This window comes from Microcoleus sp. CAWBG27, assembly GCF_020883145.1.
Classification (GTDB): Bacteria; Cyanobacteriota; Cyanobacteriia; order Cyanobacteriales; family Microcoleaceae; genus Microcoleus.
Genome location: NZ_JAHREU010000016.1, coordinates 48,744 through 72,574, shown reverse-complemented (window position 1 = coordinate 72,574; position 23,831 = coordinate 48,744). Strand labels below are relative to the sequence as shown.

General features: G+C 45.7%; 24 protein-coding genes. 13 read left to right on the top strand and 11 right to left on the bottom strand.

The genetic code is table 11. From position 1 onward, the window contains the following. Nucleotides 1-49: 49 nt before the first annotated feature. From QZ938_RS12020 to QZ938_RS12005, 4 genes are all read right to left on the bottom strand, one after another. Entirely contained in the window at nucleotides 50-496 is a 447-nt protein-coding gene (locus tag QZ938_RS12020; RefSeq protein ID WP_293142660.1) for an SH3 domain-containing protein, read from the bottom strand. A gap of 122 nt (nucleotides 497-618) precedes the next feature. Next, entirely contained in the window at nucleotides 619-972 is a 354-nt protein-coding gene (locus QZ938_RS12015; RefSeq protein WP_293142663.1) for a DUF5615 family PIN-like protein, read from the bottom strand. Next, nucleotides 969-1,301 (bottom strand): DUF433 domain-containing protein, encoded by a 333-nt coding sequence (locus QZ938_RS12010; RefSeq protein ID WP_293142666.1) that lies wholly within the window; start codon nucleotides 1,299-1,301, stop codon nucleotides 969-971. The genes QZ938_RS12015 and QZ938_RS12010 overlap by 4 nt, the downstream gene beginning before the upstream one ends. Nucleotides 1,302-1,352: 51 nt before the next feature. Continuing rightward, nucleotides 1,353-1,535 carry a hypothetical protein gene (locus tag QZ938_RS12005; protein WP_293142669.1) on the bottom strand — a complete coding sequence of 61 codons (183 nt, stop codon included), beginning with the start codon at nucleotides 1,533-1,535 and terminating at the stop codon, nucleotides 1,353-1,355. 24 nt (nucleotides 1,536-1,559) lie between these two features. Between QZ938_RS12005 and QZ938_RS12000 the strand changes: the two genes are divergently transcribed. The 8 genes from QZ938_RS12000 to proB all read left to right on the top strand — a co-directional run bounded on the left by QZ938_RS12000 (nucleotide 1,560) and on the right by proB (nucleotide 10,237). Continuing rightward, nucleotides 1,560-2,741 (top strand): F420-0:Gamma-glutamyl ligase, encoded by a 1,182-nt coding sequence (locus tag QZ938_RS12000; RefSeq protein ID WP_293349019.1) that lies wholly within the window; start codon nucleotides 1,560-1,562, stop codon nucleotides 2,739-2,741. Nucleotides 2,742-3,445: 704 nt separating this feature from the next. Then, nucleotides 3,446-4,765, top strand: coding sequence for a GNAT family N-acetyltransferase (locus QZ938_RS11995; protein ID WP_293142675.1), 1,320 nt, complete (start codon nucleotides 3,446-3,448; stop codon nucleotides 4,763-4,765). A gap of 299 nt (nucleotides 4,766-5,064) precedes the next feature. Continuing rightward, complete coding sequence (ruvX, locus tag QZ938_RS11990; protein WP_293338347.1) at nucleotides 5,065-5,526, top strand: Holliday junction resolvase RuvX; 462 nt, start codon at nucleotides 5,065-5,067, stop codon at nucleotides 5,524-5,526. Between the two features lie 36 nt (nucleotides 5,527-5,562). Continuing rightward, the gene (locus QZ938_RS11985) at nucleotides 5,563-5,805 is read left to right on the top strand and encodes a hypothetical protein (protein WP_293142681.1); all 243 of its coding nucleotides are present in this window, start codon (nucleotides 5,563-5,565) and stop codon (nucleotides 5,803-5,805) included. Nucleotides 5,806-5,834: 29 nt separating this feature from the next. Next, the gene (locus QZ938_RS11980; RefSeq protein WP_293142684.1) at nucleotides 5,835-6,410 is read left to right on the top strand and encodes a DUF3727 domain-containing protein; all 576 of its coding nucleotides are present in this window, start codon (nucleotides 5,835-5,837) and stop codon (nucleotides 6,408-6,410) included. Nucleotides 6,411-6,768: 358 nt separating this feature from the next. Continuing rightward, entirely contained in the window at nucleotides 6,769-7,893 is a 1,125-nt protein-coding gene (gene mltG / locus QZ938_RS11975; RefSeq protein ID WP_293349407.1) for an endolytic transglycosylase MltG, read from the top strand. Nucleotides 7,894-8,262: 369 nt separating this feature from the next. Next, nucleotides 8,263-8,784, top strand: a complete 522-nt coding sequence (locus QZ938_RS11970; protein WP_293142687.1) for a YqeG family HAD IIIA-type phosphatase — start codon at nucleotides 8,263-8,265, stop codon at nucleotides 8,782-8,784. Between the two features lie 343 nt (nucleotides 8,785-9,127). After that, nucleotides 9,128-10,237, top strand: coding sequence for a glutamate 5-kinase (proB, locus tag QZ938_RS11965; RefSeq protein ID WP_293349022.1), 1,110 nt, complete (start codon nucleotides 9,128-9,130; stop codon nucleotides 10,235-10,237). A gap of 299 nt (nucleotides 10,238-10,536) precedes the next feature. On the opposite strand, the gene QZ938_RS11960 is transcribed toward proB, so the two are convergent. Further along, entirely contained in the window at nucleotides 10,537-11,292 is a 756-nt protein-coding gene (locus QZ938_RS11960) for a hypothetical protein (RefSeq protein ID WP_293338337.1), read from the bottom strand. 507 nt (nucleotides 11,293-11,799) lie between these two features. Between QZ938_RS11960 and ndk the strand changes: the two genes are divergently transcribed. Then, nucleotides 11,800-12,249, top strand: coding sequence for a nucleoside-diphosphate kinase (ndk, locus tag QZ938_RS11955; RefSeq protein ID WP_293142696.1), 450 nt, complete (start codon nucleotides 11,800-11,802; stop codon nucleotides 12,247-12,249). A gap of 232 nt (nucleotides 12,250-12,481) precedes the next feature. Here the strand turns inward: ndk and QZ938_RS11950 are convergent, their stop codons facing one another. Together QZ938_RS11950 and QZ938_RS11945 are read right to left on the bottom strand one after the other, a co-directional pair. Beyond that, a complete protein-coding gene (locus QZ938_RS11950; RefSeq protein ID WP_293349025.1) occupies nucleotides 12,482-12,685 on the bottom strand; it encodes a hypothetical protein in 204 nt (67 codons plus the stop codon). A 488-nt stretch (nucleotides 12,686-13,173) separates the two neighbouring features. Next, entirely contained in the window at nucleotides 13,174-14,247 is a 1,074-nt protein-coding gene (locus tag QZ938_RS11945; RefSeq protein WP_293142702.1) for a radical SAM protein, read from the bottom strand. Nucleotides 14,248-14,712: 465 nt separating this feature from the next. On the opposite strand from QZ938_RS11945, the gene QZ938_RS11940 reads away from it, so the two are divergent. Beyond that, complete coding sequence (locus QZ938_RS11940; RefSeq protein ID WP_325315485.1) at nucleotides 14,713-15,507, top strand: ABC transporter permease; 795 nt, start codon at nucleotides 14,713-14,715, stop codon at nucleotides 15,505-15,507. Nucleotide 15,508: 1 nt separating this feature from the next. Here the strand turns inward: QZ938_RS11940 and QZ938_RS11935 are convergent, their stop codons facing one another. After that, complete coding sequence (locus QZ938_RS11935; RefSeq protein ID WP_293349028.1) at nucleotides 15,509-15,748, bottom strand: hypothetical protein; 240 nt, start codon at nucleotides 15,746-15,748, stop codon at nucleotides 15,509-15,511. Nucleotides 15,749-15,947: 199 nt separating this feature from the next. On the opposite strand from QZ938_RS11935, the gene QZ938_RS11930 reads away from it, so the two are divergent. Together QZ938_RS11930 and QZ938_RS11925 are read left to right on the top strand one after the other, a co-directional pair. Beyond that, on the top strand, nucleotides 15,948-16,811 hold the full coding sequence (locus QZ938_RS11930) for an aldo/keto reductase (RefSeq protein ID WP_293349031.1): 864 nt from the start codon (nucleotides 15,948-15,950) through the stop codon (nucleotides 16,809-16,811). A gap of 170 nt (nucleotides 16,812-16,981) precedes the next feature. Further along, nucleotides 16,982-17,662, top strand: a complete 681-nt coding sequence (locus tag QZ938_RS11925; protein WP_293142709.1) for a GIY-YIG nuclease family protein — start codon at nucleotides 16,982-16,984, stop codon at nucleotides 17,660-17,662. Nucleotides 17,663-17,780: 118 nt separating this feature from the next. Here the strand turns inward: QZ938_RS11925 and QZ938_RS11920 are convergent, their stop codons facing one another. Next, nucleotides 17,781-18,626: a DUF3598 family protein gene (locus tag QZ938_RS11920; protein ID WP_293142712.1), complete on the bottom strand. Its 846-nt coding sequence runs from the start codon at nucleotides 18,624-18,626 to the stop codon at nucleotides 17,781-17,783. A 94-nt stretch (nucleotides 18,627-18,720) separates the two neighbouring features. On the opposite strand from QZ938_RS11920, the gene QZ938_RS11915 reads away from it, so the two are divergent. Further along, the gene (locus QZ938_RS11915) at nucleotides 18,721-19,548 is read left to right on the top strand and encodes an SAM-dependent chlorinase/fluorinase (protein ID WP_293349034.1); all 828 of its coding nucleotides are present in this window, start codon (nucleotides 18,721-18,723) and stop codon (nucleotides 19,546-19,548) included. 500 nt (nucleotides 19,549-20,048) lie between these two features. On the opposite strand, the gene QZ938_RS11910 is transcribed toward QZ938_RS11915, so the two are convergent. Both QZ938_RS11910 and leuS read right to left on the bottom strand, forming a co-directional pair. Further along, a complete protein-coding gene (locus tag QZ938_RS11910; protein WP_293349037.1) occupies nucleotides 20,049-20,954 on the bottom strand; it encodes an alpha/beta fold hydrolase in 906 nt (301 codons plus the stop codon). A 243-nt stretch (nucleotides 20,955-21,197) separates the two neighbouring features. Then, a complete protein-coding gene (gene leuS, locus QZ938_RS11905; protein WP_293349040.1) occupies nucleotides 21,198-23,816 on the bottom strand; it encodes a leucine--tRNA ligase in 2,619 nt (872 codons plus the stop codon). Nucleotides 23,817-23,831: the final 15 nt, after the last annotated feature.

Below are 23,831 nucleotides of genomic sequence, written 5' to 3'. Positions count from 1 at the left end.
ATAAAAGAGAAAGTCCGTGCAGAGTGCCTCCTCTTTTTGAGCGCCACACCTAGGGATTAGGACATCTGAGTTTCAAAAAGTCTGCTTTGATCCAACCTTTGTACTCACTTGCTCTCAATCTTGTCGTCAAATACCAGACATTTCCTTCACTATCTTTGCGACTGAGTGGAGATACGACAGCACTTTTATTTTGGTCATCATTAGCGACAATGACTAGATTTCCTACCGATACAGTGCCTACAACGCTAAAAATGCTTCCCGCACCCGATCTGATATTAACTTGTGAGCCAATATCTTCACCTACAATATCGGCAACGCAGCTTTTGTCTGTGATAGATTGAGCGCTGACACTTTGAGTAAATTGTGGAGCAAATATAGTGAGAGTGGCGATTTCTACAAATACGAAAACGCAAATTTTTACAGGTTTCATGAGTTGAAGATGAGCGACAATCAGAGCTTGCTTGAGTGCATCGTGGTAGATATCTTGAACTGGCATCGCGAGGCGAGGTAATTTGATATTCTACATTTTAGCTCAAGTGCGATCGCCCGGGAGCTGCATCCCAATCGCGATCGCACGCATATCCAATCCGGTACCTCACTGCCACAAACGAGCGTTCCTCATAATGGAATAGACATTATCTGATTGACCCACTCCTCGGCGTTAGAAGCTTCCCAGACTAAGATGAGTGCATCAATAGCCTCGCTAATTGGGAGATTTTGAGAAATAATCAGAACTCCTGAACTGTTTTGCGACAGTATGAACTCACCAAACTCGATCGGCATAGTCTTGCGATCGTGCGTTACAAGAACTCTGCCATCTCGCGCTGTAATTGCCAAAACTTCCTCGTCTTTCTTGCCTTCAAATCCTGCTGCGTTGGCTGACTTAAAATCTATATCTGCTTCTCTGCGGATGGTGCCAGCTACAATTGCTTGCTTTAGATCGGCATCTGCCTGAAATCGAACTTTCATCATAATGCGCCTTTTTTCCGATTTTGAGCAGTTATCAATTGTTGGTACAGAAGTGGACTTTTTTGTCTCAAAGACTGTTGCAATTCCTTAAATTCTGCTTCACCTTCTTCTAAGTACGCATCAACGATTTCTCGGTTGGCAAGATAAAAGGCGATCGCACCATAAACCTGTTCTAGCGAAAGAAGTGGAAAATTTTGGGCAATGCTTTCGGGTGCTTCTCCATTCAAGAAGGAATAAACGACTGAATCGAAGGAAATGCGAGTTCCTTGAATCCAATACCCTCCGTTGCGTTGTTCGATATACTGCTTTGTTGGACTGATGGCTAGTGTCATAGGGATCATCGCTGCTTTTTATCTAGATTTTAAACGAATTAGATGAGATAGTTAGATTGGCGATCGCCCTTCGCTGCATCCCAAAGTACGCGCGAGCAAAGCTATCACGTAGGGAATCGCGCATCCCATCCCCACAGCCCGCCACAGACGCAGGAATCGCCCCCAACTAAGCCTGCCAATCCAATTACTGCCGGATCGGATCTCGAAGTGCCCGAGATCGACTACAGTAAACACAAAATATTATTGGCGGTGATTTAAGTGATTGAGACTTTAGCAACAGGAATCGCAGCAGCCGGTTCGCTGCTGGCATTGGGCGGATTGGGCCTAGAGTTGAACTATCGCCGGACTGGGAGTGCAAATAAACTAGAACTTACAGCCGGAGAATGGCACTTAGCTATAAACGAACCCAACCGCTATCTGTTGGTTGGCGAAATGGAATTCCGCAATCTGACACAGCGGTTCGAGATTATGTTGCCAGATGTGCGGGCTCAGGTGAAACTGCTGTCAGACGGAAGTTTAGACGGCGTGACTTCCCAGACAAAAGTCATTCCTTGCCACGAAGACGCAGAAGCAAGAGCAGACGATTACTGGTTCGGCTATATTGTTAAAGCCAAAAAAACCACGAAAATTAAAGTTTCCGTAGACATTCAAGGGCAAGATTTAACCAAATTGCAGTCAGCTTGGGTGCAAATACATTTCATCACCTACGGCCCAAGCGGGCGCATCCCCAGAGTCCGCAACGTAGTAGTCCCGCTGCAATTTCCCAACTCGGACACCGTACCCACAGCCCGCAATGTCGGCGTTGCAGAAGTCTTCCCAATTCGCACCCACATCCTCGCCGAACTCGACAATCCCGTCGAAATTGTCAAGCGTTACGTGTTACCGCGCGCCAACAAAGGCGATATTGTCGCCCTCGCAGAAACTCCCCTAGCCTTAATGCAGGGACGCTACCGCCATCCCAGCGAAGTCAAACCCGGATGGGTAGCTAAGCGAGTCTGCTTGTTTTTCTTGCCGATGTCGAGTTTGGCCACGGCTTGCGGAATGCAGACATTAGTTGATGTAGTTGGGCCTTGGCGTGTAGTGGCCGCATTTGCGATCGGCTCTATAGCTAAAATATTCGGTAAACCGGGAGTCTTTTACCAACTAGCAGGGGAACAAGCCAGACTAATTGACGACGTTACCGGGACTTTGCCTCCCTTCGACCAATTTATTGTCCTCGGCCCGGACAATCCGCAGCAAGTTGTAGAAGAAATTCAACGAGAAACCGGACTTGCGGCGGCGATCGTAGACGCTAATGACTTGAAAGCAGTTAAGATATTAGCAGCGACCTCCGATTTATCGATCGCATTTTTAGAGCAAGCCTTACGCAGCAACCCCGCCGGGAATGCTGACGAACGAACACCGGTTGTGTTAATTCGACCTCTGCCACAGAAATCTTGAGTTGAAGACTGAAAATTAAAAAATCAAACTAATGATTTGAAATTTTTAATTTTAGATCGATCGAGAAAGGTGAAGAATTAAAAGTTATAAGTTTAAAACCCAAAACTTCCCTGACTCTTCCCCTTTCTTAAAGATATTGGATTTTTTAATTTTTCTGGTGCAGTTTCGTGCTATTACGGTTCTCAACTTTCGTGAGGGACTCGCCCACAAAAGCGTGTCAACTTAAAGCTAAAAGCCTTTGTATATGTTGTTTACCGCTGAGGCCAGATCCCCCTAAATCCCCCTTAGGTCGGGGGACTTTGAGAATGCTCCTGTCCCCCCCGACCTAAGGGGGGCTAGGCAGGGCGGTTTTATTGTCGTCAGACAAATTAGGTACGTAGTTGGGCTTGGGCCCTCTTTCCTAATATTATAAAGAGCGCGCTGAAGCGCAACTACGTACCTTGACTCAAACGCGAGCCGACCTTTGAGCGATAATTTTGGTAGTTTGAGATTTCCTATCCTGACAATAAAACCACCCTACTTCTTAAGGGGGAGTAGGGGGCAAGCTAAGGGGGGATCTGGCCTTAATCACTGGACAGAAGACCAGCACTACGTTTGACATTAAGCTGACATCAATAACCAATAACCAATAACCAATAACGAATAACCAACAACCAATAACCAATAACGAATAACCAATTTATACCTTACTTGAGAATTTCTATATGACTTCATTTCCCTCCCAAAACCAAAACCAGGTTGTGATTCGCCCGTTTCAGTACCGCGACATCGAAGCGATGGAACAATTGTGCGCGGAAACAGCCGAACAACCAGAAAAACGCAAGGGCGCAAGCTGCGACTTGGTACTAGGTAAAAAGTTTCAGCAGATTCGTCGCTGGTACGGACTGCTAAAGCTGTTTAGCTTGTTTCCCAACCCTTGTCAGTCCATGTTTCGAGCCCATGTTGCCGAAGAAGAGGGGACAGTTAAGGGCGTAATTCAGATTTCTCCTTTCAACCGCACCCGCAGCACTTGGCGGATCGATCGCGTCGGGGTAGACCCAGAAGCCCGCAGCAAAGGCATTGGTTCGATGCTGATGCGGTACTGCTTCGAGGCTGTGTGGGAGGCACGCACCTGGCTGCTAGAGGTGAATGTCGGCGATAAAACTTCCCTGGCATTGTACCGCCAGAACGGGTTTCAGCCGTTGGCCCAGATGACTTATTGGTCGATCGCCCCGGAACGCCTCCAACAAATGGCCTCCGCGACGCCAGATTTGCCCAACCTGCTGCCCGTAAGCAACGCCGACGCTCAATTTTTATATCAACTCGATACCGCGTCTATGCCGCCGTTAGTACGTCAAGTATTCGATCGGCACATTCAAGACTTCAAAACCAGTTTTTTCGGCGCCTTATTTGAAGGTGTCAAACAATGGCTGAGCAAAACAGAAGTAGTCAGCGCCTACGTATTTGAACCGCAGCGCAAAGCCGCGATCGGCTATTTTCAGATACAGCTATCCCGCAACGGCCAACAGCCGCACGTCGCCCAGTTGACAGTGCACCCGGCCTACACTTGGCTGTACCCCGAACTGCTATCCCAAATGGCGCGCCTCGTTCAAGACTTCCCAGTCCAAAGCCTGCAACTGGCTTCCGCCGACTATCAGCCGGAACGAGAAGCTTATTTAGAGCAATTTGGAGCCGTGCGTTTGGAACACAGCTTGCTGATGTCGCGATCGGTGTGGCACAAATTGCGCGAGTCCAAGTTAGTCTCCCTCGAAGGACTCCAGCTATCAGAAATGCTGCAAAGCTTCCAGCCAACTCGCAAACCCGTACCGGGTCGGATGTCCTGGCTCGGCCCGATGGCTGGAGAAGCCACAACAGGGCCCGCGTCGTCTGAGATTAAGCCCTTTTTGTTGGACTCCGGAAAAAATCAAGCCGATCGAGTTAACCCTTTGAACAGCCAAATCTCCGAATCTGGAGCAACAGATGCTAGCAGCATTTTGCCTCTGAATTTGCCGGAATTGCCTCTAGACGGAGACGCCCAAGAATAGGACTTAATTCCTGATACGATGTCCGCTCAATAAAAGGTTTGTAGTGAGGACTTTAGTCCTCTTATTTTATGCGGACTAAAGTCCTCACTACAAACCTTAAATTAACATTTTGTAGTGAGACTTTATTCCTCTTATTTATGCGGACTAAAGTCCTCACTACAAACTCTAAAAACTTAACTTATTCTTCCCTTCTTCCTTCGTGTTCTTCGCGTCTTCGCGGTTCGTCAAAAAAAATATTCCGCTAAGAAAGCAGTAAATCTCAAATCTCAAATCTCAAATCTCAAATCTCAAATCGATTAATGTCCAACCAAAAATTATGGATTTCAGCCCTCGGATTAGATATCGGCAGCAAACGAGTCGGCATCGCCGGATGTGACGGCACTGGTTTAATCGCTACGGGGATTACTACTCTGGTACGATCGTCCTTCGATCGAGATGTAGCTTATCTCAGAGAACTCGTGTCCGAGCGAAGAGTGCAAATTTTGGTGGCTGGCCTGCCCTACTCCCTCAACGGAGAAGTGGGCGCTCAAGCCCGAAAAGTCCAGAAATACGCCACTCGCATCGCCGCCGCCTTAGAACTCCCCCTAGAATACGCCGACGAGCGCCTGACTTCTGTGGGTGCAGAGGAACTGATCCAAGCCCAAGGGATGTCCCCTTCGCGAAATAAGGGTTTGATCGATCGCAAAGCAGCGGCCCTGATTTTGCAGCAGTGGCTGGACGAGCGGAGGCAAAAGATCGGCGCAATTCCCAATCCCGATTAGGTGGTAACAGAGGCGTGATATCCTAGTTGTGCAAGTTTGCTACGCACACCTGTAAGCGTTGACACATGGGAGAAAAATCCCCAGAACCTCGGTACTGAAGCAGCACATAATTGTGATTTGCCCTCAGTGTCGCTCTGGACTCGGCTGAGATTTAAACGCTGCAATCCTCGCCTGTGGAAAATGCCGCGAGTCTCGCGGTTTAAGTTTGTGGACTGGCGATCGCCCGAAGAGGCCCAATATCGCCACGAAAATCCCCAATTGTCAAGCAAAGATTACTGAATTATTGACGGAAAATTAAGATACACGCGATGTCCTCATCCCCATACCGCAAAGAGAATGGTAATTCCCACGAAACGTCCGTCACCCTGACGGATGAATTTGGGCGATCGCTAACTTGCAACATAGAATATTCGATGAACCTAGAAGGTCAAGAATACGCCTTGCTGTTGCCGATCGACTCTCCTGTAGAAATTTTTACTTGGCACGGAGACGATACCGACGAAGCAGCAATTCCTGTAGAAGACGAGACCGAAATAGACACAATTTTTGAGACTGCTAAAGTTGTCCTGCAAGAGCAGAACTTGACACTCCGGCGCACGGCGGTGACACTGACTGTAGTTGGTGAATTGCCGGAATTTCCTGACGAGGATTTGGAGCCTAATGCCGATCCCGATGAGGAGTCAGAGTTCGAGGAACTAATGTGGTTGACCAGCTTCTATCACGAAGAACAGGAATATGCCATTTATACACCTCTCGACCCGTTTTTTATCTTGGCTCGCATGAATGATGACGGCAAGCCTGAATTGCTCTCGGAAGAAGAGTTCCAAAGGCTGGAACCGATGTTGCCGATGCTAGAAGATCAGTTCTTTGACGAGCTTGATTAGATATTAAGTGCAGTGGTGCAGGACTTGTTAAGTGCAAAGAAACTGGTTTAGAGTAGGGGCGGTGTCAAGAGTGCCCGCCCGCTTCGGGTTGATGACGTATGCTCGATCGACATGCAATCTCTAATTGCAGAAGGCATGATGGCAAAAAGCAGAATATTTGACTATTTTAGACAAAAGTCAACTGCTCGGTCGATCGAACTTTTTCCCCGATCGCGCCTTCCTGTCAGCTCGGGCTATAGAATTGGGCAGCGTGAATGGCATATTTTCAAGGGCTGGTATCCGTAACTTTTCGGTCATCAATCGCAAGTCATCAGTCATTAGTCGCTACTTAATCGCCGCTTATCGAGGACAACGGATTATGAGTAAAGAACAACTGACCAAAGGCAGCGCGCGCGAGGGCCAAAAAAAATCCCCGAAAGTCTCTAAATGGTTGTTTTATCTGGCGTTACTGCCTGCAATTTGGGGAGTTTGCGCTTGGCAGGGCTGGGCTTGGTGGAGCTGGGCTTCTGCCCCTCCTAAAACAGCCGCCGAGTCAACTTCCCCGTCCAAGGATGCTGCTGTTTCGATTCAAATCCCCCCCGGTACTTCCAGTCAAAAAATCGGGCAGGATTTGGAAGCGGCGGGCTTAATTCGATCGGCAGGAGCATGGAATATGTGGGCTCGCTGGCTGACTATGCAAAACCGCGACGGAGGTTTTAAAGCCGGAACTTACCAACTGTCACCGACTCAGCCTCTGAGTGCGGTTGCTGAAAAAATTTGGAAGGGTGAAGTCGTACAGCAGAGTTTCACGATTCCCGAAGGGTGGTCATTGCAACAAATGAGCACTTATTTTGAAGCCCAAGGTTTTTTTCCGGCTAAGGATTTTATGGCGGCGGCGAGTCAAGTTCCCTACGCTGATTACCCTTGGCTACCCAGCGGCTTGCCTCATCTGGAAGGGTTTTTGTACCCGGATACCTATCAGCTAGACGGCGATGCAGTCAGCCCGCAAGCTGTCATCAAACAAATGCTCGGCCGTTTCGAGCGGATAGCTTTACCAGTCTTTCAAAAAAATCAGAACAATACTAAGCTGTCATTGAAAGAGTGGGTGACGCTGGCGAGTATTGTGGAAAAAGAAGCTGTGGTTGCTTCCGAGCGCCATCGCATTTCTGGGGTATTTACCAGTCGCTTGAATAAGGGCATGAAATTGGGTTCCGATCCGACGGTGGAATACGCCCTCGGCATCAGACAAACGAAGGAGAAACCTCTGACTTTTAAGCAGGTGGAAACGCCTTCTCCCTACAATACCTATATGAATGTAGGGCTGCCGCCAACTCCTATTGCAGCTCCGGGAATCGCAAGTCTCGAAGCAACTCTGGCTCCTGAAAATACAGAATACCTGTATTTTATGGCTCGATACGACGGCACTCACATTTTCAGCCGCACTCAGGCGGAACACGATGCTGCTGTGGCTCAAGTTGACCAGAAAGTGCGATCGGGTCAATAGATGAGCAACGACTAATACAGCGGATCTAGCGAAAGATGAGGTACGTTGTTGGGCTTCAGCCCTCTTAGTTCTAACTGGTTATACAAGCTGTTAGTCATACCTCATCTTTGTAAGAAAGGCTATACATCAGTAAAAAGTCAAAAGTTAGATCGGATTCGGGCACATCGGAATTATACCGAGCGTTTGAGGCTTCTCATGAGCAAGCGGGAGAACACTACACTCCGAAAATGCTGATTCGGATGCAAACGAAAACGATATTACAAAGCAAAAGCCATAATTATTGACTTTTTACTTTTGACTTTTTGAATGTTTAACTTCCCGCTTCTTATTTCTCAATCTAAAATCTAAAATCTAAAATCTAAAATCATTATGACTTGGGGAAAACTACTACAGCCAGACTTAGTTCTAGGCAATTCGATCGTAAATTTAACGGCTGATATTCTTGAGAAATATCAGATTAAAGGATTAGTGTTGGATGTGGATGAAACCCTCGTTCCCATTACAGCAATGAATGCTTCTGAGGAACTCAGCCTGTGGGTGGCAGAAATTAAACCCATAGTATCCCTGTGGTTGGCGAGCAATAATTTAAGTCAGACTCGGATCGGTCGAATTGCTGAGTCTTTGAATCTACCTTACATCACTGGTGCGGCTAAGCCGTCGCGCCGCAAGTTGCGAAAAGCGGTGACGGCGATGAATTTGCCGGTGGAACAGGTGGCGATGGTGGGCGATCGACTTTTTACTGATGTTTTGGCGGGAAATCGTTTGGGTATGTTTACTATTTTAGTTGAGCCAATGGTTGATGCTGGCTATGCGCTTCGCAAGTATCCGGTGCGTTCTTTTGAAGTTTGGGTGTCTCAAGCTTTGGGTGCTTCTCTTGATAGCAGAAATTAGTCATTGGTCATTGGTCATTAGTCATTGGTCAGAGTCATATCACGTCCGATCAATTACCATAACAAAAACGGTTTGTTCGTAGTGCGGACTTCAGTCCGCAACAAGTGAGCGGACTGAAGTCCGCACTACGAGCCTTACTTATTTGGGGTCAATCGAGGGGACATGATATGACTCCATCATCAAGCATACAAACTTTGTAAAGTCGGGGACGCTCGCGAGCTATGCAAAACAGAGAGGCTCTATATCAAAACTTGCATTCTTCACTACAAATCAATTAATTTGATTGCGGTCATCCGATCGCAGATAATATAACTAATAACTAATAACTAATAACTAATAACCGATGACTCAAACTATTGTTGTTAAAATAGGAACTTCGACACTTACTCGATCGACTACCGGGAACTTAGCTCTCTCAACTATTGCTACATTAGTCGAGATTTTGGCCGGTTTGCAGCAACAAGGCCATCGAGTAGTGTTGGTTTCTTCCGGTGCGGTGGGAGTGGGCTGCGCGCGCTTGGGCTTGACGGAACGCCCGCGAAATATCGCTCTGAAACAGGCTGTGGCCGCCGTCGGACAAGGGCGGCTGATGCGCGTGTACGATGACTTGTTCACTACTCTACAACAGCCGATCGCCCAAGTATTGCTCACCAGAGGCGATTTAGTACACCGTAACGGGTATGTTAATGCCTACAATACGTTTCAGCAACTGCTCAAATTGGGCGTAATTCCGATCGTCAATGAGAACGATACAGTAGCGGTAGACGAGCTCAAATTTGGGGATAACGACACGCTTTCGGCGCTAGTAGCGAGTTTGGTAGAAGCAGATTGGTTGTTTGTACTCACGGATGTCGATCGACTGTATTCAGCAGATCCGCGCAGCAATCCCGACGCACAGCCGATCGCCCTAGTAGAAAGTATGGCACAACTCACAGCATTGGACGTACAAACAGGAGATTCCCGCAGCGGTTGGGGAACCGGCGGAATGGTGACAAAAATTGAAGCCGCCAGAATCGCCACAGCATCAGGAGTACGCACAGTCATCACCAACGGCTGCTTTCCTGGTAATATTGAGAAAATATTGAACGGCGAGGCGATCGGCACTCAATTCGAGCCGCAACCGCGCCCAGTCAACGCTAGAAAACACTGGATAGCCAACGTCTTAATTCCAGCCGGAAAACTGTATTTAGATGCGGGTGCTGTCAATGCAATTTCCCACGGCGGAAAATCGCTGTTAGCTGCGGGAATTGCTCAAGTAGAAGGAGAATTTCAAGCTGATGATTCCGTGCAATTGTGCGACGGAGAAGGCAAACAAATTGCGAGGGGACTTGTGAATTATAGCAGCTTAGAGTTGAGACAAATCAAAGGCTGCAAGTCAGATAAAATTGCTGAAATTTTAGGCTATGCAGGCGTAGAAACCGCAGTACACCGAGATAACTTAGTGATTGTTTAATTATTAATTACATAACCCGTAGGGTGCATCGCCATTCACAATCCCTAAAAAAATAGCGACAATCTCATAGCGACGCACCAACAAATATTGTTGCATGATTTTTGATATAGCGGTTCTCAAAAAAGTGAGGTATGCCCACGGATGACTATGCCCTATGCCCTATGCCCTATGCCCTATGCCCTATGCCCTATGCCCTATGCCCTATGCCCTATGCCCTATGCCCTATGACCAGTCGTACCTCATATGGGAACTCGAAAGGCGATATATGGTGTTAGTAGCAATAAATTGTAGAAATGATATTAACAAACGTCTAAACAGTCAAGAGTGCGATCGAACGCAGAAATCGAGGATACTTGCAGCACAGTTTTGCAAGAATTTGTTGTGCTGTGTCCAAATAGCTCGTGCATCGCTTCAGTAAATAGTTCAAATACATTTTGTGCTAACTCTAAAGCTGCTTGGCGTTCCGCATCAGAAAGTTTTATCTCTGCTAAAACTTGCAACATCTCCGGTGTATTTAAAATTTGATGATTTTCCAAACCAACATAACTTTCTCCCAAATAAACATATTCTTTTTTATTGATTTTCTCTAATTCCACGATCACTGCTAGCGCCGCCTCACAAAAAACTGTGGCGGTTCCTTCCAAGGCTTCGGCTAACACCAGTTTCTGAATGGGAGAGGCTTTCCAAGCATAGCGTTCGAGGACGGAACAGAGCGATCGAGTTTTTTTAGTTTCTTCACCCCAAAGCAGCCTGAAGTCGCCGTAACTCATTAATTTGTTGAAACCCAATGTCTCTAGATGTTGCAGATACCCGTACCAGTAGTAGTTTTCTTTGTAAGTATATTTGTTGATCAGTTCCTGAACCTTGTTATTGCTGGAAGAGTCTCGGAGGACGTACTTGTTTAAATCACTCAAGCCCATAGCCAAAGGATCGAGTACAGGTGCAAAAATTAGTCGTTGATTCGGGTGAATGTGTTTATTAGCTAGAAATTCAAATAACGGCAATTTTGCAAACTCATCTTTTTTTTGTGCAATGAATGCCATAATCTCTTTCATAGCTTTTTCCTCGGAGTGGCTGTTCTCAAGATAATCTCGATCCCTGGATTAATTATCTATGTTTGTGAGTCTAAGTAATTGTGTTTCTTGTCATACATATGTGTATTTTAGATCGTATACTTAGCGTGTTTGCCGTCACAAAATAATGTGATTTGCATCATATTAGGTGAAATTACAAGATGTCATTGCGAACGTAAGGCATTGAAGTGAAGCAATCGCAGGGATCGGAGACTACTTTTCTCTGCTGTGATAACCGTAGCCCAGGTAAGTATTTAGACGGACACGATCTAAGTCAGGACTTAAGCAGAACCGATGAAAAATAGATCCTGCAATTAAACACACAGATTTTGCGATCGCAAGGGGTAGCTGGCCGTGACAGAAATACCTAATTAATGCGTGAGTCCTGTAAGTCTACAAATAACAATTTGCTCTTCCCAGAATTGCCTTTAGGTGCATTGTGAGCTACTCTGTCTTTTGGATCGGTTAAGAAAACAATAGGAGTTAATCTTGGAACGGACTTTTTTAGCGATTAAGCCCGACGGCGTACAGCGCGGACTCGTCGGCGAAATTATCGGTCGTTTTGAAGCCAAAGGCTTTACCCTAGTTGGGATGAAGCTAATCACGGCGAGTCGCGAACTAGCCGAACAGCATTACGCCGTACACAAAGAAAGACCGTTTTTTGCGGGACTGGTAGACTTCATCACTTCCGGGCCGATGGTGGCGATGGTGTGGGAAGGGGACGGCGTTGTGGCGTCGGCGAGAAAAATGATTGGCGCGACAAATCCTCTGAATTCTGAACCGGGAACAATTCGCGGCGATTTGGCTGTGAATGTTGGCCGCAATATTATTCACGGTTCTGATGCTGTGGAAACTGCAAATCAGGAAATTAGTCTCTGGTTTAAACCTGAAGAATTAAGTGCTTGGACTCCTTGTTTGAGTCCTTGGACTGTGGAGTAGTTTTGATGTTCTCCCGATTGTTAATCGGGAGATATTCTTGTTTTTAATAATAATCAAGTCGCATTTATATAATTCTTTTTGACCACCCAAATCCCAGAAACCGGGTTTCTTCCCCGAGCTCTCGTATTTCACTGAAAATTGTCGCAGAAACCCGGTTTCTCGCCACCCAGCCAGAGAATTAAACTACCCAAATCCCAGAAACCGGGTTTCTTCCCTTATCTCTCGTACTCCATCAAAAATTGTCGCAGAAACCCGGTTTCTCGCCACCCAGCCAGAGAATTAAACTACCCAAATCCCAGAAACCGGGTTTCTTCCCCGAGCTCTCGTACTTCACCGAAAATTGTCGCAGAAACCCGGTTTCTCGCCACCCAACGAGAGAATTCAACGCATCCAAATCCCAGAAACCAGGTTTCTTCCCCGAGCTCTCGTATTTCACCGAAAATTGTCGCAGAAACCCGGTTTCTCGCCACCCAACGAGAGAATTAAACTACCTAAATCCCAGAAACCGGGTTTCTTCCCCGAGCTCTCGTACTTCACCGAAAATTGTCGCAGAAACCCGGTTTCTCGCCACCCAGCGAGAGAATTCAACGCATCCAAATCCCAGAAACCAGGTTTCTTCCCTTATTTCTCGTACTCCACCGAAAATTGTCCCAGAAACCCGGTTTCTCGCCACGCAGCGAGAGAATTAAACTTACCCAATCTCAGAAAACTATGTAAAAATGGTAGAAAAGGGTGCGTGACAATTCATAGTCCCTGGTATGTATCAGGATTTTTCGCGGTCACACACACTACAACTATAACTCTTTAAAAAATTGAGGACTAAAGTCCTTACTACAAACCTCAATACAATTCATCAAACAAAAAACCGGGTTTTTACCAAAACCCGGCTACCATGAACACCAGCAATTTTAACACTCTCAAACCTCAATTCTTCAATAACTTCATGCCCATTTTCACCTTGTCAAAAATCGTCTTTTGCGACACACAAGTAATCAGACACAACTTGCCACAATTCAAAGTATCGCGGCGGACTTCCTGAGCTTTTTCGCCGTACCAAATCTCGCGAGCACTGGCTTCTTTCACATTCCCAATCACCGGATATTCATCGCACAATTTTACATCGCCGCGCGTATCAATCCAGTAATTGCGGAGTCCAACACGACAAGGCCGAGTCGAATCAGGAGCTTTTTGTTCCTGGAAGTGAGGAACCATCAAACGCAATACTTCATCGCTGTTCATAATTGGTGCGCCGTTTTTCTTCATATCTATTAAGCGCTCAATTACCTGTGAAAATTCTTCCCTGTCTTCTTCTTCTACCCACAATTCCGAATAGGTTTCTGGTGTCCAGCGGTTGACTGGTTGGAAGTTCACCGTCGTGGCTCCAATTCCTTTCGCCCACGTTACAATTTCCTCTAGGTGGCGGAAGTTGAGCCGATTGATAGTTGGTTTGACGTTGATTGGAAACAGGACGTTTTGTTTTTCTTGTTCTTCCCGCAGATAACCGATTCCTTTGGAAAGTCTGTCAAACAATCCGGGTTGACCGCGCAAATAATCGTGCAATTCTGCGTTCGGCCCGTCAACGGACATATTCACATTAAAAGGACGCGCCGCTACAGTTTTCGCTGCATTTTCCCGAGTCATGCAGTAGCCGTTTGTGGTGACACCGGCGTGGATGCCATTTTTGTTGGCAAATGTCAGCAAGTCTAGAAAACCTTTCTTAATATAAGGTTCGCCACCGCTAAAGTTGATGGAAAATTCGCCGATAAATTCTTTGACACTCAACAGGGCATTTTGCCAATCTTCGATGGTCATTTCGTCTTTATATTCTTTGAGGCGCCAATACTCGCATTGACGGCATTTCACGTTGCAGTGCTCGTTGACAATCCCGTAAAAAGTAACTGGGGTTGTCATGTCTACCCCTGTATTGATCCGCAGCGATTCGGCTACTGCACTCTTGGTGTGTTTGACGCCCAGTCTGGATAAAGTTAAAGCATCCATGTTTTTGTTTCCTTAGGTGTTGTTACTTAAGTCAATGTTATGAAATCGAGCTTGGTAAGTATGGTTACGTATTCCTCGTTACCTATTTCTTTTGAGTACGTACTTTTGAATACGTATGCACCATCCTAATCGTCTCTTTTGGATATAGGTAGATGATTTTAAAAAATTTATAATATGAAGCATTGTAACATATTAGTATTTCAAATGTATCAAGTGATTATTTGTGTTTAAAGATGAATTCTGCTTAATAAGTGGCAGAAAGTATCAGCCTGAAATTGACTTAAATTAATAAATTGTAAATTTTACTGAAGATTTGTTAAATAACTTAATAATTATTCTCAGTGAAATTACTTAAATATGCAGTACCAATAACTTAAAGTTATAATGAAGTGTGTGGGCCATAAAGCATTTAACTTCACACAACCTTTAAAATATGAAGGAATTTAAGTATTTCAACGGCAAAAAATGGCGATAAACATGGGACGATATTTGCACGTACTGAAATTGTTCTGGGGTGCAGCGATCGCAGCGGAGCTCGAATACCGGATCAACTTTGTCCTCGCAACCCTCAGCAGCCTCGGAAACCTTGCTGGTAGTTGGTTTGGCCTGTCGCTGTTTTACCGTACTGGCTACAGCTTTTCTGGCTATTCGTGGGAAGAAGCTTTAGTTGTACTCGGCATTTTTACGGTTTTGCAGGGGTTTTCGTCAACTTTTCTGGCGCCCAACCTCAGCCGTATTGTCGATCGAGTCCAGCAAGGTACTCTCGATTTTGTCCTCCTCAAACCCATCAGTTCGCAATTCTGGCTATCTGCAAACACTGTTTCTCCTTGGGGAATCCCGGATTTAATCTTCGGCACTGTATTGCTGCTGTATGCTGCTAATAAATTGGGAGTAGGAATAGGTAACTATTTTTTAACAGCAATACCGCTGTTATTCGGAACAATTACTCTTTACAGTATCTGGTTTATGTTAGGTGCAACCAGCATTTGGTTTGTCAAGATTTACAATGTTACCGAAGTCCTGAGAGGATTGTTAGAAGCGGGTAGATTTCCGATGGCAGCTTATCCCGCAGCTTATCGATTTTTCTTTACCTTTGTAGTTCCCGTTGCCTTCTTGACTACTGTGCCGGCAGAAGCCATGCTGGGCAGAGGTGACATGGTTTGGATCGCAGGGGCGGGAATTTTGGCGATCGGGCTTTTATTTTTCTCCCGGTACTTCTGGCAATTTGCACTCCGCTTTTACACCAGCGCTTCGAGTTAATTCATTCAGTTGACAGTTGATAGTTGACAGTTGACAGTTGACAGTTGACAGTTGACAGTTGACAGTTGACAGTTGACAGTTGACAGTTGACAGTTGACAGTTGACGGTTGACAGTTGACAGTTGACAGTTGACGGTTGACAGTTGACAGTTGACGGCTGACAGCATTTGAGAAAGAAGGAAAAGGATTTGAGTAATGAATCGTCTTTTTTTGATTTCTTCCGATCGCGGTTTCGGCTTCAAACCAATTATTTTTGGTAAAAAACGAGAGAAGGTTTGACCAGTCGGGAATTATACATGAAAATCTACATTTTGAATGCAGTACAGCCGACGGATAAATATTTTTTTTCCCTATCTAGTTATATTCTAAAAAAAACAGTAAAATTTCTACATATCCTTAAAATCTAAACTCTCAATCAACCACACAAACGAGGGCCAACGAATGAAAAGAAAAAAACTGGGCAACAGTAATTTTAATATCAGTGCGATCGGTCTGGGTGGTATGCCGATGTCGTTAAGCGGCCGGCCGCCAGAAGCGCAAGCAATTGAAGTAATTCACCGTGCCCTCGATTTGGGCGTTAGTCTGATTGACACCGCAGATTCTTATTGCCAAGATGAATCTGACAAACATCACAACGAGCAGTTGATTGCCAAAGCTTTGCAAGAGTATACGGGAGATATTCGGGCCGTTACTGTGGCAACGAAAGGTGGCTTAATGCGCCCTCAAGGTGCCTGGACGCGCAACGGTAATCCCCACCATTTACGGCAGACAATCCGCGAAAGTTTTGACGCTTTGGGCGGTCAAAAGCCGATCGACCTTTGGCAGTACCACTCGCCCGATCCAGCCTATACAATCGAAGCAGCCCTAGCACCCGCAAAAGAAGCAGTAGAAGCAGGAATGGTTCGATTTATCGGAGTTTCCAACTTTTCTGTAGAGCAGATCAAACGCGCCCGCGATACAGTAGAAATTGTCTCGGTGCAGAATCAGTACAATCCGTGGCACAGACAGCCGGAATCCGACGGCGTACTGGAATATTGCGAAGCCGAAAAACTGACATTTTTTCCCTGGAGTCCTTTGGGGGGAAGCCGTCGGGCCACTAGCTTGCAAGATATGCCTGCGATCGCCAAATTAGCTGCCGAAAAAAACGTTTCAGTTTACTGTATAGTATTAGCTTGGTTGATGGCAAAATCGCCCTGTGTCGTTCCGATTCCCGGCGCCACAAAATTATCGAGCATTGAGGACTCTGTAAAGGCGATCGAAGTTAAATTGACTGATGAAGAATTGCAACAAATTGCAGCAAGTTAGAAACTCCACTGATAAGCTGTTACGCATTTAAGTTGCATATTTGGGGTGATGCTCTGAGTATCGCCCCACAAGACTTTGATGATTTCTTGATATACAATTTGAATGCAGAGTAGCTTATAATACGACAGATTTAATTAGTAAAATTACCCCTTTGTGAGAAATTGAGTTTTATGGAAGCCAATCAAGTGAATGCCGATCGAGACGTAGCAATTGAACATCAAAATGTACCTGTCGCCCATGAAGGACTGCACAACTTTTTATACAGTTCAGACTCAGAACACAGCGCATCTACTGCTATTTCTGAATTAGAAAATGACGGTACGCAAGTAATGTCGATGGATACTTGGCGCGCTCTAGCAAGTAATGCGAAAGTTGCCGGTGTTTACGCTGTTACGGACTGTTCTGGCAACACTCAATATGTAGGTTATTCGCGAAACATTCTGCTTTCAATCAACGGTCACATTGCCCAAAACGGCGCGGAAAATTGTGCTTTTGTGCGGGTGCAAACTTTTAAATTCCCAAAACGGGAAGAAATGGAAAGTTTGCGGGATGCTTGGATTGCAGAAATCGGCAGTATTCCGCCTGGAAACGGCGCCCAGAGCGAGATGTGGGCGAGTACGGTAGGTCAAGCAGCGCGATCGGCAATGTCGGCTGCGGAGCAACAAGCCTATGAGGAAAAGAAGCTAAAATTGCGGAAAGCAATGGCAGATTCTACTCTTAGCAAAGAGTTGGAAACAGCAGCTAAAAGTGATGGGGAAGGACACAAGCATCTGGAAGCTGTGGTTAATAATGATGATGATTGGAGTGCGGTGATTCAATCGCAAACTCAAGAAACAAAGGTCGGCGAATAACCTTCGCTTTTGTTCACAATAAAATAATCAAAAAGGTTTGTAGTGAGGACTTTAGTCCTCTGATTAAAGATGCGGACTAAAGTCCTCACTACAAACGTAGTTTAGTGGTACGAGTTGACTAATGACTAATTTTGCGTTCAGTAACTAAAGTCAAACTTACCCATTCACCCTTGTCATTGTAACTGCGAATCATCCGAAATCGCAAGTCAGGTTCTACCAACCAACCGGCCTCAAAAAATATAGGTTTTCTGGATTCAATTTTCACCGGACAAGTGCAAGAACCTCCATCGGGAAGCAGCAAAACTTGCACGGGCGTTGCACCTTCGTTAAAATTAATCGCAGAACCATCTATGCTGCCGCTAGAACTGATAACATTAGGATTGCTGCCAAAAATGATTTTCTGTACTATGCGATCGCCATTTTGCAAATCCAATTGCAGTTTGGTAGAATAGCGATCGGGTGAACGCCAGTCTGGATAAATCGTCACGGCCTCGCCCTCCCATTGTCCCAGCAAATCGCCAACAGTTAAAGGCGGACGTTCGGGGATATTTTTATCTAGCTGCTTTTCCCGAATTAAGGTAAGTTGGGATAAATTGCCGTCGGTATTGTAGAGTTGAACAAAGCGCAACCGGCGATAATTGTAGATAAAACCAAACTCGGCACCAGATTCAGAATAAGGGGATAGTTGAATAGTTCCCTGACAAAAATTTCCATTCTCAAAAAACAGGATATCTCGTCCCAAACTCTGATATTCTCGAACAAGTTCGCTGACTTCTGGTTCGCCACCGCTGGGATTTGGGGAGAAACGCCGCAGTTTTAACCGCACAGTTTTGTTATCGTTGAGTCCTTCTAGAGAGATAATGCTGGGAGTATCTTTAAGTACCTCTCCCCGCGTTGATAGCTGAGTGAAGGAACCTTGCCATTCTCCTAAGTTTTGCAGAAAGTTTTCCCATTGCGAACCCATACTTTTACCTCTGGATATATACCAACTTTATAAACGGTTTTATTCTTGTACTATCTAACTGTGAACTGTCAACTGTTAACTGTCAACTACTTATATGTCTAAAAATAGAATTATAACTCTGCTGACGGATTTTGGATTGAGCGATGTTTATGTGGGAGTGATGAAAGGTACGATCGCCCAAATCAACCCGCAGTTAAAAGTAATTGACATTACGCACCAAATACCCTCCCAAAATATTGCGGCGGCCAGGTTTTGTTTGATGACTGCTTTTGCTTATTTTCCAGCGGAAACGGTACACGTTGCTGTCGTCGATCCGGGAGTGGGTAGCAAGAGACGCGCGATCGCCATTCAATGTGCTAGTTGCTTCCTTGTCGGGCCGGATAACGGGCTGTTTAGTGGCGTGTTGAGTCGCGAAAGTGCGTTAGCGAAGCCCTCGAAGAGGATCGCATCTGTGGAGCTCACCAATCCGCAATATTGGCGTACACCGGAGCCCAGCAGCACGTTTCACGGTCGCGATATTTTTGCAGCAGCGGGCGCTCATTTGGCGAATGGAGTGCCGCTGGAAGAGTTGGGAAGGGCGGTACACCCTGCAAGTTTAGTGCAGCTAGAGATACCAAATTTCGCCGTTACAGCCACAGGTGCGGTAGGTTGCGTTCAATATGTCGATCGCTTCGGCAATCTAATTACCAATATCCCCAATAATTCCATTATAGGTAACAATTGGTCAGCCATAATTAGCAATAGTTCTGATACAATTCACATAGCCAGCGGTAAGACCTACAGCGATAGCAAGCCAGGTGATTTAATAGCCATAATTGGTTCTGACGGTTGGCTAGAAATTGCCGTTAACGGCGGCAGCGCTCAATCCGTTTTGCAACTACAAGTTGGAGATAAAATAGAAATAATATTATCAGGTTCGTAGTGAGGACTTTAGTCCGCATCAAATTCAGGTTCGTAGTGAGGACTTTAGTCCGCATCAAATGAGAGAGGACTCGCAGGTTCGTAGTGAGGACTTTAGTCCGCATCAAATGAGAGAGGACTCGCAGGTTCGTAGTGAGGACTTTAGTCCGCATCAAAGCAGAGAGGACTAAAGTCCTTACTACGAACCTATTTATTCATCTTAATTTTAGATTTTTCGGCAAAGTCAACAATAGTTTTATGGTATTCGCTGTCCGCATCAAAGCAGAGAGGACTAAAGTCCTTACTACGAACCTATTTATTCATCTTAATTTTAGATTTTTCGGCAAAGTCAACAATAGTTTTGCGGTATTCGCTGTCCGCATCAAAGCAGAGAGGACTAAAGTCCTTACTACGAACCTATTTATTCATCTTAATTTTAGATTTTTTGGCAAAGTCAACAATAGTTTTGCGGTATTCGCTGTCCGCATCAAAGCAGAGAGGACTAAAGTCCTTACTACGAACCTATTTATTCATCTTAATTTTAGATTTTTCGGCAAAATCAACAATAGTTTTGCGGTATTCGCTGCTGTTAAAAAAAGCATCTCCATTATTATGCTTAGCATTAGGAACCAGCAAAATTTGCTTAGGTTCACCAGCAGCAGCATACAACTTTTCACTCATCGCCGCCGGAATCAAAGGATCAGCACTTCCGTGGGCGAACAAAACCGGAATTTTGAGCAACTTAACTTTATTCAAAGAATCAAACTTTTGCGTCAGCAGCAGCCGCACCGGAAACAGCCGCATCAAACTTTGGCGTTGTACCATATCCAGCATGGAAGTGAACGAACTTTGAACAATTAAGCCCGCCACTTTAGGGTGTGCAACTGCTAATTCTATAGCAACAGCACCTCCGAGTGAATGACCGTACAAAAAGATTTCGCTAGGCGACAATTGCCGCTGTTTGACTAAATAATTATAAGCTGTTTCCGCATCTTCATACACCCGAGCTTCGCTGGGAAAACTGCCTTGACTGCGCCCGTATCCGCGATAATCGATCAGCAATACGGAAAAACCCAATTGCCGAAACTGGTAAGATTGATTGATATTCGTACCGATGTTAAAACCCTTGCCGTGCAGGTACAATAGGGTTCCTAGCGGCTGTGGATTGGCGGTTGGCAGCCACCAACCGTGAATCTTGTCTGTTTTGTCCGTTTTGGGCGATCGCCCGTTAACTGGCAACCAAACGTCTTCGTAGGGGATGTTGAAAGCATCGGGTGTTTTGGCGATCGCGCGTGTGGGACTAAAAATGAGACGAGTTTGCAGGATAAACAAGATTATGCAACAGACGATGTAGGCGATCGACCAAAATTTAACCAAAAATAATATCCATTTATGCAAATATCTGTATTTCTTTGGTAATTTGCCCATGGCGGTACAATTAGCGATCGGTGATTTAACAGTATTAAAAACAACTATTATCTCCCTTAAAGCACCCCAATATCGGTTCGTAGTGAGGACTTCAGTCCGCGCGCAAGAAGGACTAAAGTCCTCACTACGAACGGCGCAAGAAGGACTAAAGTCCTCACTACGAACGGCGCAAGAAGGACTAAAGTCCTCACTACGAACTATTTAATGCACCCGGTTTATCGCAAGAAACCGGGTTTCTCATCCTTATCCAGCTACAACGAAATTAACCAACTTTCCAGGAACCACAATCACCTTTTTAATCTCCTTACCCTCCAGGTGGCGCTTCGCCAAATCAGACTCGCGGGCGTAATTTTCCAAAGCAGCTTTATCAGCACCAGAAGGCACTTGAATAGTGCCGCGCGTCTTACCCATAACTTGAATTACCAGCGTAATTTCATCAGTAACTAAAGCAGATGGATCTGCAACAGGCCAAGTTTGCAAGTGTACAGATTCGCTGTTGCCAATCAAATGCCACAATTCATCAGCAATGTGCGGCGAAAAAGGCGCTAACAGCAAAATCAAAGTATTAATTCCCTCTGCATAAACGGGCGAATCCTTACATTTAGCATCAGCCAGCGCATTGTTCAACTTCATCATTTCGGAAACAGCAGTATTAAACTGATACTCGCCCTCCAAATCTTCTCGAACTTCCTTAATTGCAGTGTGAATAGCCCGCCGCAAATCCTTCTCTATTTTTCTCAAATTATCTTTCTCCCCCCCTTGTAGGGGTGGTGCCCCGATGCCCGCCCTGGCTGGCGAGAAATTATCTTTCTCCCCCCCTTGGCAAGGGGGGGCTGGGGGGGGGGCAGCAAACTCTGTCACCACGCGCCAAACGCGATTTAAAAAGCGAAATTGCCCTTCCACATCAGCGTCATCCCACTCCAAATCCTTCTCCGGGGGTGCTTTGAATAAAATAAACATCCGCGCCGTATCAACCCCATATTTCCCCATAACTTCCAAGGGGTCAACACCGTTATATTTAGATTTGGACATCTTCTCATAGAAGACTTCCAAAGCTTCCCCAGTTTGCGGATCTTTAGGATTTTCCGAGTCTACATCTGATGCGGCAACATATTTGCCAGTTACAGGATTTTTGTAGGCTTTGGCTTGCACCATGCCTTGAGTTAACAAGCGCTTAAATGGTTCATCGCAATTGATTAAACCCCGATCGCGCAAAACCTTAGTAAAGAAGCGAGAATACAGCAAATGCAGGATTGCGTGCTCGATACCGCCGACATATTGGTCAACAGGCATCCAATCATTCGTTTTCGCCGAATCAAAGACTTGCTCTTGATTTTGAGCATCGGGATAGCGCAAAAAATACCACGATGAATCCATAAAAGTATCCATCGTATCCGTTTCGCGCTGCGCCGGAGTGCCGCAACTCGGACAAGGAACGTTTACCCATTCCGGCATCTTTGCTAACGGCGAACCTTTGCCAGTAAATTGTACATTTTCCGGCAACAATACGGGTAAATCCGATTGTGGGACAGGCACTGTTCCGCATTTAGGACAGTGAATTACTGGAATCGGAGCGCCCCAATAACGCTGTCTAGAAATTAGCCAATCTCTCAAGCGATATTGCACGCGTGCCTTGCCACAACCTGAATTTACCGCAGCTTGAATAATTGCAGCTTTGCCTTTAACTGAATCCATCCCGTTGAAGCTTTCGGAATTAATCATAATTCCTGGTTCCGTGTAAGCTTCCGTCAGCGGAAGTTCATCATCATCCACAATTACTACTTTAATAGGTAGTTCATATTGCTTGGCAAACTTGAAATCTCGCGTGTCGTGGGCGGGTACTCCCATGACTGCGCCGGTGCCGTATTCGTACAGCACGTAATCCGCAATCCAAATCGGGATTTCTTCATCGTTGAAAGGGTTGATTACTTTGCCACCTGTGGGGATACCGCGCTTCGGTTTGTCATCAGCCGTGCGATCCATTTCGCTTTGCAATGCAACTTCTTTGATGAAGGTATCAACAGCGGCTTTTTGATCTGCCGTGGTCACGCGCTGAGTTAATGGATGTTCCGGTGCTAAAACAACATAACTCACGCCATAAATTGTATCGGGACGGGTGGTAAAAACGGCGACTTTTTCATCCATGCCGACAATGGGAAATTCTAAGTAAGCGCCGACAGATTTACCAATCCAATTGGCTTGCATTAATTTGACTCTTTCGGGCCAATCTGGCAATTTATCTAAGTCGTTTAATAACTGTTCGGCGTAATCGGTAATTTTGAGGAACCACTGCCGCAATAATTTGCGCTCGACTTTGGCACCGGAACGCCAGGAACGACCCTCGTTGTCTACTTGTTCGTTGGCTAAGACAGTTTGGTCGATCGGGTCCCAGTTAACTGCCGCTTCTTTCTGATATGCTAATCCTGCTTCTAAAAATTGCAAAAACAGCCACTGAGTCCACCGATAATAATCGGGAGAACAGGTTGTAACTTCTTTTGTCCAGTCGAAAGAAATACCCAGGCGGCGAAATAAGCCTTTCATCTGGGAAATATTTTGATAAGTCCATTGTGCGGGGGGAACTCCGCGTTCGATAGCCGCATTTTCTGCCGGCAAACCAAAAGCGTCCCATCCCATGGGATTGAGTACGCGATAGCCTTGCATCCGCTTGAGTCTGGCAATTACATCGATGATTGTGTAGTTGCGGACGTGCCCCATGTGCAGGCTTCCCGACGGGTAGGGGAACATGGATAAGGCATAAAATTTAGGCTTTTCGGTATCTTCTGGCATTTGGTCTAAGTTTTGCTCAGCCCATGTCTGTTGCCATTTTTCTTCTATGGATTGGGGGTTGTATCTGGAGTCCACAGCAATTGCTCCGTG